The sequence below is a fragment of the Streptomyces sp. NPDC015127 genome, from assembly GCF_043080095.1.
Taxonomy (GTDB): domain Bacteria; phylum Actinomycetota; class Actinomycetes; order Streptomycetales; family Streptomycetaceae; genus Streptomyces.
This window is the reverse complement of sequence record NZ_JBIBVE010000010.1, coordinates 323,834-340,534: the sequence shown is the minus strand read 5'-3', so window position 1 is coordinate 340,534 and position 16,701 is coordinate 323,834. Positions and strand designations below refer to the sequence as shown.

Genomic DNA, 16,701 nt, shown 5'->3' with positions numbered 1-16,701 from the left:
GTGGGCGCCGCGGACAGCGGCGCCCACCGCGCCGGCCGCGCGGGGCACACGGCCCCGGCGACGGGGCACGGGCGGCCGGTCACGCGTGCGGTCCGTACGGCTGGAGCGACGCCGCGGTCGCCGCGGGCTCGAAGACCATCGCGTACAGGGCCTGCCGGTACAGGTCCAGCAGGCGGGCCTCGCCCCTGCCCGCGCCGTCGTCCGCGTGGCGGAGCAGCGCGCGGAACGACTCCTTGGTGTCGACGACCGTCAGGTGCAGCCGGCGTCCGGGGGCGAGCGGGTCCAGGCCGACGTCGCGCAGCGCCCCCGTCCCGAACCGCAGCGGATCGTCGTCGTCGCGGACGTAGTTGAACACCACAGGTGACTGGAGGAAGTCCGCGAGGCGGGGGTGCGCCGCGGCAAGGTCCCCGTACGGCACGGCGCTGACGGAGAGGACCTGGTCGACGACCTGCCGGGCACCGTCCAGGAGACGTTCGAGGGGCTGGTCCAAGGGCATCCGCAGCGGCACCGGCACGATGTTGGCGAAGGCGCCGACCGTCGTGTCGAACCGCTGCTGGAAGCGTCCGTCGAGCGGTACCGCCGGACAGGCCGTCTCCTCGCCCCGCAGCCACGACAGCGCCAGGCCGAACGCGGCCATGTGCAGCGTGAACGGGGTCGTGCGCTGCTGGGCGCAGCGCGCCCGGAGCGCCGCCTGGAGACCCGCGTCGGGTGTCCAGTACCGCCGGGCCTGTTCCGCCGCGGGGACGGGGGCCGCCGCGCTTCCGGCGTGCGGCACAGCGGCGAGCAGGTCGTGCCAGAGCGCGGACGCCTCGGTGGAGCGCTCGTCGGCCGCAAGTGCGCCCCGCCACGCCAGATAGCGCAGGAAGCCGTCATCCGGTGCGGTGTGCGCCGCCGGGCGGGCGTACGCCTCGCCGAGAGTCCGGCACAGGTTGTCGAGTCCGCGTCCGTCGAGGGCCAGCAGGTGGACGCTGACGGCGAGGAGGGTGTGCCCGTCCGGCAGGTCGAGGGCGGCCACCCGCACCAGGTGCTGCGTGCGCGGGTCGATCAGGCTTTCCTGGCCCCGCTCGTACAGCCAGGCCACCGCGTCGTCCGGGGCGACGCCGGCGGGCAGCCGGTACGCGGTCACCGCGGCGTCCGCGGCCTCCTCCGCCCCCGCCTGCCGGGTGCCGTCCGTGCCGACGACGCGTGTCCGCAACGCCGGCTGACGTTCCAGAAGTTCCGTGACGGCGGCACGCAGCCGCGTCGGGTCCAGCCGCTGCCCGGTGTCGTAGACGGCGGTCTTCTGACGGTCCGCGCCGGGGCGGTCCGCGTACCCGGCGAGTCCCGGCGGCAGGGCCGGAGCGGGATCGGCCGCGGGGAGTTCCTCGTCGGGGTAGGCGGTGCCGAGCGCCTGCCGGTCCGCGACGAGGCCGGCGACGCGGTGGGCCGTGCCGCACTCGTAGAAGTCGGCGACGGACAGCCGGACGCCGAACTCCTCCCGCACGGTGTGGATGAGGCGCGTGGCCAGCAGCGAGTGTCCGCCGGCGTGGAAGAAGTCGTCAGCCGGCCCGAGTCCGGGCTGGTCGAGGACGCGCCGGAAGGCGTCGAGGACTCCGCTCAGGATCTCGTCGCCGTACTCCCGCGGCTCCTCGGGCGCGCCGGCCTCGCGGTCGCGGGTGTCCGGGGCGGGCAGCCGCGCGTGGTCGACCTTGCCGTTGGCGTTCACGGGCAGCCGCTCGACGACGGTGAACGTGGCCGGTACGAGCGCCGCGGGCAGCTCCTCGGACAGCCGTTCGCGGGTCGGCCGGACCAGCGGTCCGGCTCCCGGCGAGGGCACCAGGTACGCGTCGATGCGCCGCTCCCCCTCCGCGCCGCGCACCACCAGCGCCACGTCGGCGATGTCGGGGCTCCTGCGGACGGCGACCTCGATCTCGCCGAGTTCGACACGGTGTCCGCGGATCTTGACCTGCTGGTCACGGCGGCCGAGGAACGCGAGGTCGCCCGACGGCAGCAGCCGTGTCCGGTCGCCGCTGAGGTACTCGCGGAGCCCGTCCTCGGACGTGACGAACCGCTCGCCGGTGAGGGCGGGTTCGTCCAGGTAGCCGGTGGCGACGCAGCAGCCACCGATGACCAGCTCGCCGACGGCGCCGCGGGGCATGGCCCGTCGGCCGCGCGAGCCGGCCACACGGAGCGTCACGTTCTGGAGGGGCCTGCCGATGGGCGCGTACCTCGGCCAGTCACGCGGGGGCCCGGTGAAGGTGTAGGAGGTGACGACATGGGTCTCGGCCGGACCGTAGTTGTTGATCAGCCGGCAGCCGTCGAGCCGCTCGAAGAACGTCCGCATCGGTTCGCTGAGCCGGAGCTGTTCGCCCGTGGTCGCGATCTCCCGCAGGGAGGAGAAGGCGGAGGGGTCCTTCTCGAAGCGCGCGGCGAGGGCGTGCATCAGTGACACCGGCAGGATCGCCTTCTCCACCCCGTGGCGCCGGACGAACGCGGCGAGAGCGTCGTGGTCGTGCTTGGTCTCCTCGTCGGCGATGCGGAGGGAACCGCCGGAGCACAGCGCCGCGAACGTCTCGTGGAAGGCCGCGTCGAAGCCGAACGACGCGAGCTGGAGCCAGCGGCGGGCCGTCGCGTGTCCGTCCGTCTCCCAGTGGATCAGGTTGGCCAGCGCCCGGTGCGGGAAGTGGATGCCCTTGGGCCTGCCGGTCGTCCCACTGGTGTACGTCAGGTACGCGCCCACGGCCGGGTCGACACGGTCGCCCGCGGCCGCACCGTCCCGTGCGGGTGCCTCGGCAGGGCCGGGCACGACGACGACCCGGTCCGCCGGCAGGAAGTCCGCGTCCTCGGCACTGACGCAGAGCGTCACCGCCGCCCGGCAGTGGGCGGCGATCGAGACGAGCCGCTGCCGGGGGTAGGTCAGGTCGAGGACGACCGGAGTGGCGCCCGCCCGCAGCACACCGAGCAGGGCGACGACCAGGGGCACACCGCGCGGCATGGCGATGCCCACCGGGTCGCCGGGCCGCACACCGCGGGAGGCCAGGAGATCGGCCGTGCCCGCGGAGAGCCGGGCGAGCTGCCGGTACGTCAGGGACTCCCGGTCGTCTGCCACCGCCTCCCGGTCCGGGTGGCGCGCGGCCTGCTCCAGGAACACCGCGTGCACCGGGAGGTCCGGTACGTCGACGGACGGGCCGGTCAGGACCTCGGCCGTGCGGCGGGCGGTGGCGTCGGGTTCGGCGGGGACGGTGTCCACCGTGGTGTCGGGCGTCCGGGTCAGGGCGTCGAGCAGGAACGCGAACGACTCCTGCCAGTCGGCGACCGTCTCCCGTGCGAAGCGCTCGGTGTCATGGACGAACCGGCCGCCGATGCGGCCCTCGGCGTCGGTCCACCAGTCCAGCTGGAGCTCGTACGGGCTCGTGAAGCGTTCGAACGGCAAGGGGCGCTGTTCCAGTCCGGCGGGCGGTACCGGGGCCAGGCCGCCCGGATCGAGCATGTTGAACAGCACGCGGAAGACGGCGGATCCGTTGTTCTCCCCGTCTCCGCCGCGCGCGAGCTCCCGGGCGACGACCTCGAACGGCAGGTCCTGGTGGTCCATGGCGCCGGTCACCCGGCGCGCCGTGTCGCGCAGCAGGGACCGGAAGGTGTGGTCCGGCGCGATCCGGGAGCGGATCGGCAGGGTGTTGACGAAGTTGCCGATGAGATCGCGGAGTTCGGGCCGGTGACGACCGGAGACGGGGCAGCCCACCACGATGTCGTCCTGGTCGGACAGGGTGGACAGCAGCACGGAGAACGCGGTGAGGACGACGACGAAGGGAGTCGTCGACTCGGCCGCGGCGAGCGCGCGGACCCGGTCCGCGGTGCCGGACGGCAGCGTGAACGTCAGCTTGTCGCCCCGGTAGCCGCGCCGTGCTCCCCGCGGCCGGTCACCCGGCAGTTCGAGGGGCGCCGGCAGGTCCGCCAGCTCCCGGTGCCAGTACGCACGCTGCCGGTCGGCCTCGGCGGACGACAGCCAGCGCGCCTCGTGCCGGGCGTGCCGTGCCGCCAGTCCCTCGACGGCGGGCAGCGCGGGCGCGTCGCCGCGGTGGCGATGGTTGTAGAAGGCGTAGAGGTCGCGGAGCAGGAGACCGCTGGACGTGGCATCCGCGACGAGGTGGTGCAGCGCGAGTGCGAGGACGTGCCGCTGCGGGCCGGTGCGGAACAGCCGGGCGGTGAAGAGCGGGGCCCGGTCGGTGGGGACGGTGGTGGCCAGCAGGGAGGCGATCGCGGCCGTCAGGGCGCTCTCATCGGCGACGTCCACGACCGGCAGGTCGGCCGGGGCGTGCGCCGTCACCGTCTGGACCGGGCGGCCGGACCCTGTACGGAACACCGTGCGCAGCGTTTCGTGCCGGGCCACGAGGTCGGCGAGGGCGCCCTCCAGTGCCCCGGTGTCGAGCGGGCCCCGCAGGTCCGCGAGGACAGGCACGTTGTACGCCTCGGCGGCACCCTCGATCTCGCTGAGGAAGAGGAAGCCCTCCTGGATCGCGGTGACGGGGACCGGCCCGTCGGCGTCGTCCGCTACCGGTGCGGCGGAGTGCGGCGTCAGGTGTGCGCCGGCCGGGCGTCCGGCGCCGTCCGCATCGCCCGGCCGGGCCTGCGCGGCGAGCTCCGCCAGCCGGGCCGGCGTCGGGCTCTGCAAGAAGGAGCCGAGCGGAATGCTGCGCTGCCACCGTGCCCGGGCCAGCGCCACGATGCGGGTGGCCAGAAGCGAGTCACCGCCCAGCGAGAACAGGTCCTGGTCCGGGCGCACGTCGTCGGTGCCGAGCGCGTCGGTGAAGATGCGCAGGGCGGTCCGCGCGAAGTCGCCGTGCGATGCGTCGGGGGCAGCCCTGTCGGCGTTCTCCGGGCCGGCACCCGTGGTCCGTTCGGGTCCGGTGGGCCGTACCTGCGCGTCCCGCGTGTCCTGGGCGGCGGCCGGCTCCAGCCAGTACCGCCGGTGGTCGAAGGGGTAGCGCGGGACGTCGGTGAACGCCGCCCGGTCGTCCGCGGGCGCGAGGCCCGCCGCGTCCGCCGACAGACCTGTCACCCATGCCTGTCCCAGCGAGGCGAGCAGGGCCTCCTGGCCCGGCCGGGCGTCCTTCGGGACGGCCAGGGGCACGGCCTCGGGGAAGACGTCGGGAAGCGCGTCGGGCAGCCCGGGCACCGGGGCGAGGCGCACGAGCGCCGACAGCCGCGGGGGGAGCGTGCGCCGTCCCGGCACGGCCGGTCCCCCGCCGAAGGCCACCGCGGGATCGGGCAGTGTGCCGGGCGGGCAGAGTTCGGCCCCGTCGGCGTCGTACCAGGGGATCACGGCGGGACGCAGCGCCACGCCCGCGAGCGCCCGGCCCAGGTCCGTCCCGTCCGCCACCGCGGACACGACGGCCGGGACGTCGGCGTCCGCCACGACCCCGGCGAGCACGGCGGCGGCGAGCCGGCTTCCGGCCGTGGCCACGACGGCGCCGGGGCGCACCCCGTGGCCCTCCCACACCGCCGCGCAGGCCAGCATCGTGACGGAGGCGGCCGCGGCCGGTGCCACGGTCTCCAGCCGGGCGAGCGTCTCGTGGGCGGACGGCGCGGGGCGCACGGCCCGAATGCGCCCGGTGAGCCGTTCCACCGCTTCCCGGAACGCCGGCTGGTGCTCCAGCAGTGAGCGGACCGCGTCGGTGGGCAGAGCGTCGTGGGTGAGGACGAAGGCGGGCGCGCGCTCGGCGAGTTCCGGCTCGGGGGCCTGCGCGTTCAGCGTCATCGGCTCGCCGTCGGCCCGCCAGAGCAGCCCGCGCCTCAGGGGGTGCGGCGTGCGGCGCGTCGCCAGCGTGAAGGCGACGTCCCGGGCGTCGTCCGCGGCGCTCCCGGCGACCCGGGCCCGCAGCCGTTCCTCCAGGACGTCGAGGGACGCGGCGGACCGGGCGGAGAAGGGAAGCAGGTACGCGGTGGAGCGGCTCGCCCCGGCTGTGCCGGCGACCGGAGCGGCATCGGCAGTGCCGGACACGGGAGAAGCCTCGGCGACGCCGGCGTTCGGAGCAGCCTCGGCCGGGGGCTCCTCGACGAGCAGGTGCACATTGGTGCCCCCGACGCCGAGCGAGCTGACCCCGGCGAGGAGCGGCCGCGGGCCGGTCCAGGCGCTCAGCCCGGTGGCGACCCGGAAGGGTGAGGAGGCGAAGTCGATGTGCGGGTTGGTGCGTTCGCATCCGAGCGACGGCGGGATCTCGCGGTGCCGGAGCGCGAGGACGACCTTGATCAGGCCGGCGATGCCGGAGGCGGAGTCCAGGTGGCCGATGTTGGACTTCACCGAGCCGATGGCGCAGTGGCCGACGGCGTCCGTCGTCTCCCGGAACGCCTGGGTCAGGGCGCTCACCTCGATCGGGTCGCCGAGCGGGGTGCCGGTCGCGTGGGCCTCCACATAGGAGACGCGGTCGGCGGTGATACCCGCCAACTGATGGACCTCCGAGATGAGTTCGGCCTGGCCCCGCGCACTGGGCGCCGTGTAGCCGCTCTTGCGTCCGCCGTCGTTGTTGAGCCCGCCGGCCCGGATGACGGCGAGGACGCGGTCGCCGTCGGCCAGGGCCTCGTCGAGCCTGCGGAGCACCACGAGCCCCACTCCGCTGGAGAACACAGTGCCCTTCGCGTCCGCGGAGAAGGGACGGCAGTGCCCGTCGGGTGAGGAGATTCCGCCCTCGACGTGCGCGTAGCCGACGTCCGTCGGATTGATGGCGGCGCCGCCCGCGAGCACGGCGTCCGCCTCGTACTCCATCAGGGCGCGGCACGCGTGGTGCACGGCGGCCAGGCTGGAGGAGCAGGCGCAGTCCACGGCGAGGCTCGGCCCGGTGAGGCCGAGCCGGTAGGACAGCTGGGTCGCCGTGTATCCGCGGTCGTTGCCCATCAGGACGCGGTGGAAGCCGAGCGGCTCGATCGCCTCCGGGTGAGGCAGCACATTCTGGAGCAGGTAGTCGGAGATGTTGACGCCGAGGTAGACGCCTGTCCGGCCGGGCGGCGAGGCGGGGTCGATTCCGGCGTCCTCCAGCGCGTGCACGGCCGTCTCCAGGAGGAACCGCTGCTGGGGGTCGGTGACCAGCGCCTCGGCCGGTGTCAACCCGAAGTACGCGGCGTCGAAGAGCGACGGATCCGCGAAGCGCTTCCGCACGGCGACGTAGGAGGGGTCGGACAGGGCCCGTTCCAGGCGGCCCGCACGGCGCAGGTCCTCGTGCGGTACGTCCTCGCGCGGATCGACGCCCTCGCGGAGCAGCTCCCAGAACTCCTCGGCCGAGTCGGCGCCCGGGAAGCGGCACGCCAGTCCGGTCACGGCGATGGTGGGCATGTCGTCGTCGTACCGCTCTGCGGCGTCGCTCATCCTGCGAACTCCGTCCGGTGTGTCCGGTGAACAGATGGGGGGTGGTGGGGTGGTGGCACGGGGCGGTGGTGGTGCCGGGGGGCGGGTCAGGCCGCGCCGCCTCCGCGTCCGCCGTTCGCGTGCGCTCTGCGGCGCTGCGCGACCTGCTGCATCCGCGCCCGCCGGCCGGCGGCGCCGGCGGTGGGGGCGGGAGCGTCCGGTGCGGTGCGCCCGGCCTCGGCCGGGCCGCCGATGTGGGCGGCGTAGGCGCGGACGCTGGGGAAGCTGAAGAAGTCGACGATCCGCGCCGTGGGGTGGACGTGCTCGCGCACCTCCGACAGCAGCCGGGCGACGAGGACGGACGTACCGCCGGCCTCGAAGAAGTCGTCCGTGACACCCACGCCGTCGTTGCCGAGGACCCGGCGCCACACCTCCAGCAGCCGCCCCTCGAGGGCGTGTGCGGGCCGGGCCGAGGCGGCGGCGGGCCGGCCGGCCGCCACCGCGGGCAGCGCCTTGCGGTCCGCCTTGCCGCTGCTGGTCGTGGGCAGGCTCGCGGTCGCCACGAAGACGGAGGGCACCATGACCGCGGGCAGCCGGCCCGCGAGCGCGGTGCGCAGCGTTTCGTCGTCGGGCGTCGCCCCGGGGCGGGGCACGTAGTGGGCCACCAGTACCTGGTGGCCGTCGTCGTCCTGCAGGACGACGACGCACTGGGCCACGCCGGGGACGGCGTTGACGGCCTGCTCGACGTCCTCCAGCTCGATCCGGTGCCCGCGGAGCTTGATCTGGTTGTCGAGGCGGCCGGAGAGCTCCAGCGTGCCGTCGGCCAGAAGGCGCGCCATGTCACCGGTCCGGTAGACGGGGCCGTGCGCGTGCAGCTCCGGGAGTTCGGGGAAGCGCTCAGCGGTGAGGTCCGGTCTGCCCACGTAACCGCGGGCCACTCCGGCGCCCGCGATGAGGAGTTCGCCCCGCATACCGACGGGGAGAGGGGCGAGCTGTTCGTCGACGACGTGCACCGAGGTGTTGGCGAGCGGGCGGCCGACGAGTACCCGGTCGGGGTCCTCGGGGACCTCCCACGCGGTGGACCACACGGTGGTCTCCGTGGGGCCGTACATGTTGAGGACGCGGGGGACGCCCAGTCCCTTGAGCCTGCGCGCCAGGGTGAGGTCGAGGGCCTCCCCGCCCACCATCAGCAGACGCAGCCTGCTCAGGGCCTCCTCGGCGCGGGGCAGGCTCAGGACGCTGCGCAGCAGTGTGGGGGTGGCCTGCATCGCGGTGGCGCCTGCGTCGAGGAGGAGCTGGGGGATGGTGACCGGTTCGGGCGCGTCCGGGTCCGCCGCGCCGTGCCGCAGGGTCTCCATGTTCTCCGCCAGGACCACGGGTATGCCCCGGGCCAGGGTCCACAGCAGCTCGACGACGGCGATGTCGAAGGTGGCGGCGGTCACCGAGAGCCATACCGTGCCGTCGTCGGGCCGTGCGGTCTCGTCCAGGGCGACGAAGAGGTTGGCCAGGTTGGCGTGGGTGACCTCGACGCCCTTCGGCACTCCGGTCGAGCCGGAGGTGAAGATGACGTACGCGGACTCGGCCGTGTCCCCGGCCGGGGCGCGGTCGGGTGCGCCGAGCAGTCCGCTCGCCCGCAGCCGCTGTCCCGTGAAGCCGGGGCACCGGTCCTCGTAGGCGTCGTCGAGGACGAGCGCCGCGCACTCCGCCGTACCGGTCATGGTCTCCAGGCGGCTCTGCGGGGCGGCGCCGTCGAGCGGCACGTAGACCAGTCCCGCCGCCATGATGCCGAGCAGGACGACCACCAGCTCGGGCGACCGGGGCATGAGCACTCCGACGCGCTGACCGGTGCGCAGACCGGCCGCACGCAGCCCGCCGGCGACGGCGGCGGCGCCGCGTGCCACCTCCCCGCGCGTCACCTGCCTGCCGCGGAAGGTGAGCGCCGGGCGCCCGGGATCCTGCGCCATGCGGGCGAGGATGTCCTCGTGCACCGGGCGTGCCGGGACCTGACGGGCCGTCGCTGAGTTCCACTCCTCGATCTGTCGGCTGCTGTCGGCGTCGATGAGCCGGAGCCGGGCCAGCGGGCGGTCCGGCGCCTCGCACATGCTCTCCACGAGGCTGCGGTAGGCGGTGACCAGCCGGCGGGCGTCGTCCTCGTCGAACCCGTGCTCGCTGTAGGTCAGCAGGCCGTGCAGCTCACCGTCGGTCTCCCGGAGCCGGAACATGAGGTCGTACTGGGCGGAGTACGTCGGTACGGGAACCGTCGACACGTCGACTCCCGGCAGCTCCAGCTCGGTGTCCGGGAAGGTCTGGAACAGGAAGACGGTCTGGAACACCGGTGCGTGGGCGCCGCTGCGCCGGGGCGCCGCCGCCTGCACCACCTGGTCGAAGGGCAGGTCGCGGTGGGCGAAGGCGTCGTGCGCCGTGCGCCGGTTCGCGGCGAGGAATTCCCGTACGGTCTGCTGCTCGTCGACGCGCGTGCGCAGGGCGATCGAATGGAAGAAGAGCCCGAGGGAGCGCTCCAGGTCGGGGTGTGGGCGATGCGCCAGCGGGCTGCCCACCAGGACGTCCTTCTCCCGCGCCGTCCGCGCCAGCAGCAGGGCGTACGCGGAGACCAGGACCCCGTAGAGGGTCGATCCGGTCTCGGCGCACAGGGCGCGCACCTTGTCGAGCAGGTCCGCGTCGTAGCGGAATTCCAGCCCCGCTCCCCGGTGGCTCGGCGCCGCCTCGCGGGCCGTCCGCTGGGCGAGGTCGAGGGCCGGGGGGAGGTCGGCGAGCGCGCCGCGCCAGTACGCGCGCTGCCGCTCGGCGGCCTCGCCGGCCAGCCACTGCTCCTCCCAGCACGCGAAGTCGGCGTAGTGGAGGGTTGGTTCGGCGAGGCGGGGCGGGCGGTTCTCGGTCCTGGCGCGGTACAGCTCGGAGAGTTCCTGCTTGAGGATGCCGGTCGACCAGCCGTCGGAGACCACATGGTGCTGCGTGACGACGAAGGTCCAGCGTCGCGGGCCGACGCGGATCAGGTCGAACCGGGTCAGCGGGGCCCGGGACAGGTCGAACCGCGTCGACACAATCGAGCGCACCAGGTCCGCGACACCGTCGGGCTCCGCCTCGTGCTCCCGGAAGGGCACCTCGCACCGTGCCGCGATCGTCTGGACGAGCCCGGCGTGGTCCTCGGTGAGGGCGGTGCGCAGGATCTCGTGGCGCGCCATCAGATCACCGGCGGCGCCGCGCAGTGCGGGGACGTCGAGGTCGCCGCGCAGCTCCACCGCGAAGTACATGTTGTAGACGGGCAGGCCGTTCGCGAGCTGTTCGCTCAGCCAGAGCTGCTGCTGGGCGCGAGAGGCGGGGATGCGGCCGGAGCGGTCGGCGCGGCGGACCTCCAGGGAGCCGTCGGCCTCGCCGTCCTGCTCCCTCAGGAAGCGCACGATGTCGTCGCGGTGCTCGCCGAGTGTGCGGCGGAGCTCGTCGGTGAGGGCGTGCCGCGGACCGGTGACCGACAGCCGGCCGTCCCGCAGGGCGAGCCGGATCCCCGAGTCGGCCAGCCGCTGGAGGAGTCCGAAGGTGGTGGTGGTCACAGCTCGAACGTCCCCGTGGTGTCGTCGTCCCCGGTGGTGGTCAGTTCCTCGTACAGACGCGCCGAGGCCACGCGTTCCGCGACGAGTTCGGCCATGCCGGCGGGCGTCTCGGCGTCGAGGAGGTCGCCGACGGGGACACGGACCCCGAACCGTTCCCGCAGGCGCGCGACGATCTGCGCGGCCACCAGGGAGTGCCCGCCGAGAACGAAGAAGCTGGCCTCCCGGTCGACGTCCGCCACACCGAGCACCGCTTCCCAGATGGCGACGACCTCGGCCAGGACGTCCGTGTCCGCGTCCACGTCGACGGCTGTGCCCGTGCCCGTGCGGGGTGCCTCGTCCGCAAGCGCGGCGTGCGGTGCGGGCCACGCCGGCTCGGCCGCCGCCCAGTGGCGTACGGGTTCGAACGGGTAGAGCGGCAGGGGCACCCTGCGCCCCGCGGGGCCCCGCAGCGCGGCCCATTCGACGTCGGCTCCGCGCTCCCAGCAGTACGCGGCCAGGGTCAGCCAGCTCCGCCAGGAGGAGAGGGCGTCGAGCACGTCCGGCAGGCCGGGCCCGCCGGCGGTGACGTCGTCGCCCATCGCGGCCGCCTGCGACACCTCCAGGAAGTGCGAGGCGGAGAGTGCCGATCCGGCGGGGACCGTGATGCCCAGGGCCGCCGACCGCAGGGCGACAGCCGCGGGAGCGGGCGGGCTGGTGTCGAGTTCGCGCTCGATGGCGGCGAGTTCCGCCTCGCAAGCGCTCAGGTCACCGCTGCTCGTGACGAGTTCGCGGATGCGCTCGTGACGGACCGCGCACCGCAGGGCCACGTCGTGGTCCAGCGCTCCGGCGAACGCCGCCGCCAGGTACTCCCCCGCGCCGGCGGCGTGGAGGACATCGGGTGCCACGCCCAGCGCGGCCAGTGACTCGAGGGCCGCATGCCCGAGCAGGAACGCGCGCTCCGCCCCCTCCGGATGACCGAGGGCCTTGCCGAGCAGGGGGAGCCGCTCCGTGACGGACGGTGCGGGGTCGACGGGCTTCGCGAGGTCGACGACCAGTTCCACGGGGCCCGTGGGGGTGGGATCGGCGTCCTCCTTCAGCGCGGTGCCGAGCTCGTCCGGCGAGGCGGCGACCCAGGCGCGCCTCAGCTCGCGGGGCCGACGGCCGTCCTGGAGTGTGCGGGCCACGTCCGCGCCCGACACCTCGTGCCGCTCGCCGAGCGCCTCGGCGAGCCGCTCGCGCAGCCGGTGGAAGGCGGCGGAAGTGCGGGCCGAGAGGGGAAAGACTTCCGGGCCCGGCAGGTCGGCCTCCGCGCCTCCGCTCTGCTCGGGGCCGGGGCGGAACTGGCCCACGACCACATGGGCGTTGGTGCCGCCCACGCCGAGCGCGGACACCGCGGCACGCCGCGGGTGCGCGTCGTCGGGCCAGGGCCGCCGCTCCGTGGCGACGTACAGGCCGCTGCCGGTCAGGTCGGCGGCCGGGTTGAGCTCGCGGTGCCCGACCGTGGCCGGTACGACGCCCTCACGGACGGCGAGCACCGCCTTGATCAGCCCGGCCATCCCGGCCGCGCTGTCCAGGTGGCCGATCGAGGACTTGACCGTGCCGATCGCGCAGGGAGTGGTCACGCCGAGCCGTTCGCGTGCCTCGCGCAGGGCGGCCAGTTCGACGGGGTCACCCAGCGGGGTACCGGTGCCGTGCGCCTCCACGAGGCCGATCGTGCCGGGGTCGACCCCGGCCTCGGCGAGCGCGGCCATGACGACCTCGCGCTGTCCGCCGACGCTGGGCGCCGCGAAGCTCTGCCGGTCCGCGCCGTCGTTGTTGAGCGCGGTGCCGTGCAGCACCGCGTGGATGTGGTCGCCGTCGCCGAGGGCCTCGTCGAGCCGCCGCAGCACGACGACGCCCACGCCGCTGCCGGGGACCGTGCCCCGCGCCGACGCGTCGAAGGGCCGCAGTCCGCCGTCGGGCGACATGACGCCGCCGTCCTGGGCGACGTACCCGTGGTCCTGGGGAAGCTGCACCGACACGGCACCGGCCAGGGCGATGTCGCAGTCGCCGGCCAGCAGGGACTGCCGGGCCAGGTGGACCGCGGTGAGGGAGGTGGAGCAGAGGCTGCTCACGAAGACGCTGGGACCGCGCAGGTCGAGGTGGTACGAGACGCGCAGCGGCAGCATGGCCGGGGCGTCCGACATGCTGCGGTGGCTCCCGGCGCCGCTGCCCGGCTCCGGCAGGAGACGGGCGTAGCGGTTCTCGCCGCTCCCGCAGAACACGCCGACCCGGCTCCCGGCCGCGCCGCCCGCCCAGCCGGCGTGCTCCAGGGCGTGGACCGCCTCCTGGAGGAAGAGCCGGTGCTGCGGGTCCATGGCGGCGGCCTCGGCCGGCGCTATGCCGAACCAGGAGGCGTCGAACTCGTCCACGCCGTCGAGTTCGCCGGAGACGGGCACGTAGCCCTCGCGCGTGCGCACGTCGTCCGGGACGCCCCGGGCCCGGAGGTCGTCCTCGTCGAGCGGGGCCAGGAAGGAGGCGCCGTCGAGCAGGTTCCTCCAGTACGCGTCGATGTCGCGGGCTCCCGGGAAACGGCAGGCCATGCCGATCACCGCGACGGACCGCCGGTCGCGCTGCGCGCTCACGTGCGTCCCCCTTCGTGCTGTGTCCGGCCGCTGCGGCTCAGCGCACCGGCCAGGGTCGATACGGTCGGGTACTTGAAGAGGTCGGTGATCGGGACGTCCGCCGACACCTCTCTCCTGATGCTGCTGTGCAGGCGGATCAGCGTCAGCGAGCTGCCGCCCAGCTCGAACAGGCTCACCGATCTCGGCACGCGTCCTTCCGGTACGCCGAGGGCCTCGGCCCACAGCCGGGTGAGCAGGTGCTCCAGCGCCGTGCGCGGCCGCGCGTCCGCCGCGGCCTGCTGTCCCGCCTGCGGCACGGGCAGGGCACGGATGTCGGCCTTGCCCGTGGCGGTGACCGGCAGCCTGTCGAGGCGCACCAGATGCGCCGGAAGCTGTTCGGCGGGCAGCCGTTCGGTGAGATGCGCGCGGATGTCCCCGGTTCCCGTGCTCGACGGGGCCACGACATATCCCACGAGGGTGTCGCGCTGTTCGGGGTGCACCGTCACCGCGGCGTCGGACACCCGCGGGTGCTCCAGCAGCAGGCTCCGGATGCCGTCGAGGTCGACCCGCAGTCCGCGGACCTTGACCTGGCCGTCCTCGCGTCCCAGGAATTCCAGCAGGCCGTCCTCGCGGAGGCGGGCGAGGTCACCGGTGCGGTACAGCCGCGGCGGCTCGCCCTCGGTGGGCCGGTCCTCGCGGATCGGGCTGGGGACGAACCGCTCCGCGGTGAGCTGGTCGCGGTTGACGTAGCCGTCCGCGAGGACGATTCCGCCCAGGTGGAGTTCGCCGACGAACCCGGGCGGCAGTATCTGGCCGCCGGCGCCGAGGACATGGGCCCGTGCGCCGTCGACGGGGCGGCCGATCGGCATCGCGGGACCTGACGCGTCGTCGGGCGCGCAGATGTGGAAGGTGGCGTCGATGGTGGCCTCGGTGGGGCCGTAGAGATTGACCACCCGGGCCGTGCTCACCCGGCCGAGGGCCTCCACCACGGCCCGGTCGAGCTGTTCCCCGCCCGCGAAGATCCAGCGCAGTGCCGTGCATTCACCGAGAGTGCCCTCGGCCAGAAGCGCCTTGAGCAGGGTCGGTACGAACTGCGCCACGGTCACCGAGTGGTGGCGCATGTCGTGCAGCAGACGTGACGGGTCCCGGTGCGCGGTGCGGTGCGCGACGACGACCGAGGCGCCGCAGGTGAGGGGCGCGAGGTACTCCCACAGGGAGGCGTCGAAGACCGGCGGGGTCTTGAAGTAGAAGCGGTCCTCCGGCCCGAACGCGAACTGCCGTCTCTTCCACGCCAGGTTGTTGGCGATGGCGCGGTGCGGGACGACGACGGCCTTGGGCAGACCGGTGCTGCCGGACGTGGTGATGAGGTACGCCGGTGCGTCGCCGTCGGGCACGGACTCCGCGAACCGCGGTGCCGCGTCCCGGTCGCCGGCCGTACCGTCCGGGTCGTCTGCCGTACGGACGTCGACGACCGGCAGGTCCGCGGGCAGTTGGGCGCGCGCCTCGTCGTCCACGACGAGTGCCGCCGCCGCGCCCGCGTCCGACATCACGAAGGAACGGCGGCGCGCGGGCTGCTCCATGTCGATCGGCAGATACGCCATGCCGCTGCGGAGCACCGCGAGCGCGGCCGTCACGAAGGAGGCGGAGCGCGGCAGGCACAGCGCCACGGTGCTCCGCGCCGGAAGGCCCAGGGCACCGATCCGCGCGGCGAGCCGGCGGCTCGTCTCCTCCAGCTCGCCGTAGGTGGTCTCCCGTCCGTCCTCGACGAGGGCGACGGCATGGGGCCGGGCCGCGGCCCGGGCGAGGAACGCCTCCGTGACCAGCGGTGCGGGGTGCGCGCCGGTGTCCGCGACCGCCCCCGCCAGCGCCTTGTCCCGGTCGCTCGGGCAGGCCAGTTCCAGCTCCAGGACCGCACGCGCGGGCTCGGACAGCAGCTGGCCGAGTACCCGCTCGAAGGCGCGGGCGAGGCGCTCGGCGACGTACGGCGGGTGCTGTGCGGCGACGAAGTCCAGCCGGCCGGTGAAACCGCCGCCGCGCGCGTTGACGGACAGCAGCAGCCCGGCCTTGCCGTCCCTGGGCAGCAGCGGGATCCGTTCGGCCACGACGCCCGGCAGGCGAAGGCCCTCGTCCGGCGTGTCGTTGAACGACACGAGTGCCGGGAAACCGGCCGCCGCGCCCGGCGGCTGAGAGGCCCGCAGGCCGGCCCACATGGAGGAGAGGGAAGCGCCTTGACGGGCGAGGCAGTCCAGGACCGCGTCCTGGACCTGTCCGGCGTAGTCGCCGGCGCTGAGGCCCGTTCTGTGCGGCGGGCGGAAGGGCAGCATCTCCGAGTAGAGGCCCACCACGCGCGGGTACCGGCTTCTGCGCCAGTCGACGGCCGGATAGCCGATCAGGAGGTCGTCCGACCGGAAGTAGTGCTGGAGCGTGAGGGACCAGGCGGCCAGCAGGGCGCAGAACGGTGTGACGCCCAGGCTGTCGCAGCCGCCCGCGAAGCTGTCCGGCACCTCCACCGGAACCGACGCGGTCCTGCCGGGAGCACCGGAGGGGGTGGCTGCCGTCCATCCGCCGGGCATGCCGTCGAGACCGCGCACGTATCCGGCCCAGAAGTCGGCGTGTTCGCCGCCCTCGGGCGACGACACGAACTCACCCTGCCGACGGGCGTAGTCGAAGTACCCGGATTCCACGGGACCCGGCGTGAGCGCCGCGCCACCGTCCCGGGCGGCGGCGTAGAACTCCGACAGGTCGGCCAGGAGCAGGGAGATCGACGGGGCGTCCACAGCGGTGTGATCGAGGCTGAGCAGGAGCACCGAGTCCTGCGGTCCGCGGCGGAAGAGGTGGGCCTGCACCCGGAGTCCGGAGTCGGTCGCGAACGGCGCGCGGGCGGCCCGTTCCACGTGCTCCGCCCAGTCCCCGTCGCTCACGTCGTGCACGGCGAGCACGTCCTCGGGAACGTCGTGAACCCGCTGGACGAGCGCGCCGTCCTCGTCGTCGAAGGAGGTCCGGAGAACGGGATGACGGTGCAGCAGAAGCCGAAGCGACGAACGCAGAGCGGCGACGTCGGTATTCCCCGAAAGCCGATAGGCCACAGGAACGTGGTAAGCGTCGCCGGCGGGGTTGATTTTCTGCGCCGCCCATACCGCTCGCTGTTGTTGCGTCGTCGGCGCGACACGGCCGTGCTCGGGCACCGGCATTCGCATCCCCCTGTCTTTGTGTCCGCCTCGGTCTGTCGACG

Annotated in this window: 4 protein-coding genes; all 4 read right to left on the bottom strand. The window is 74.3% G+C overall.

Annotated elements, in window-relative coordinates:
- Positions 1-79: 79 nt before the first annotated feature.
- The 4 genes from ACF08N_RS21575 to ACF08N_RS21560 all read right to left on the bottom strand — a co-directional run bounded on the left by ACF08N_RS21575 (position 80) and on the right by ACF08N_RS21560 (position 16,660).
- A complete protein-coding gene (locus tag ACF08N_RS21575; protein WP_392326249.1) occupies positions 80-7,339 on the bottom strand; it encodes an amino acid adenylation domain-containing protein in 7,260 nt (2,419 codons plus the stop codon).
- Positions 7,340-7,425: 86 nt separating this feature from the next.
- Positions 7,426-10,887: an amino acid adenylation domain-containing protein gene (locus ACF08N_RS21570; protein WP_392326248.1), complete on the bottom strand. Its 3,462-nt coding sequence runs from the start codon at positions 10,885-10,887 to the stop codon at positions 7,426-7,428.
- Positions 10,884-13,490 (bottom strand): beta-ketoacyl synthase N-terminal-like domain-containing protein, encoded by a 2,607-nt coding sequence (locus ACF08N_RS21565; protein ID WP_392326247.1) that lies wholly within the window; start codon positions 13,488-13,490, stop codon positions 10,884-10,886. The genes ACF08N_RS21570 and ACF08N_RS21565 overlap by 4 nt, the downstream gene beginning before the upstream one ends.
- Positions 13,487-16,660 carry an amino acid adenylation domain-containing protein gene (locus ACF08N_RS21560; RefSeq protein WP_392326276.1) on the bottom strand — a complete coding sequence of 1,058 codons (3,174 nt, stop codon included), beginning with the start codon at positions 16,658-16,660 and terminating at the stop codon, positions 13,487-13,489. Before ACF08N_RS21560 ends, ACF08N_RS21565 begins: the two co-directional genes overlap by 4 nt.
- Positions 16,661-16,701 lie beyond the last annotated feature (41 nt).

Excerpts from the sequence above, each read along its gene's own strand:
- ACF08N_RS21575 (WP_392326249.1), bottom strand. The coding sequence starts at position 7,339 with ATGAGCGACGCCGCAGAGCGGTACGACGACGACATGCCCACCATCGCC.
- ACF08N_RS21560 (WP_392326276.1), bottom strand. The coding sequence starts at position 16,660 with ATGCCGGTGCCCGAGCACGGCCGTGTCGCGCCGACGACGCAACAACAG.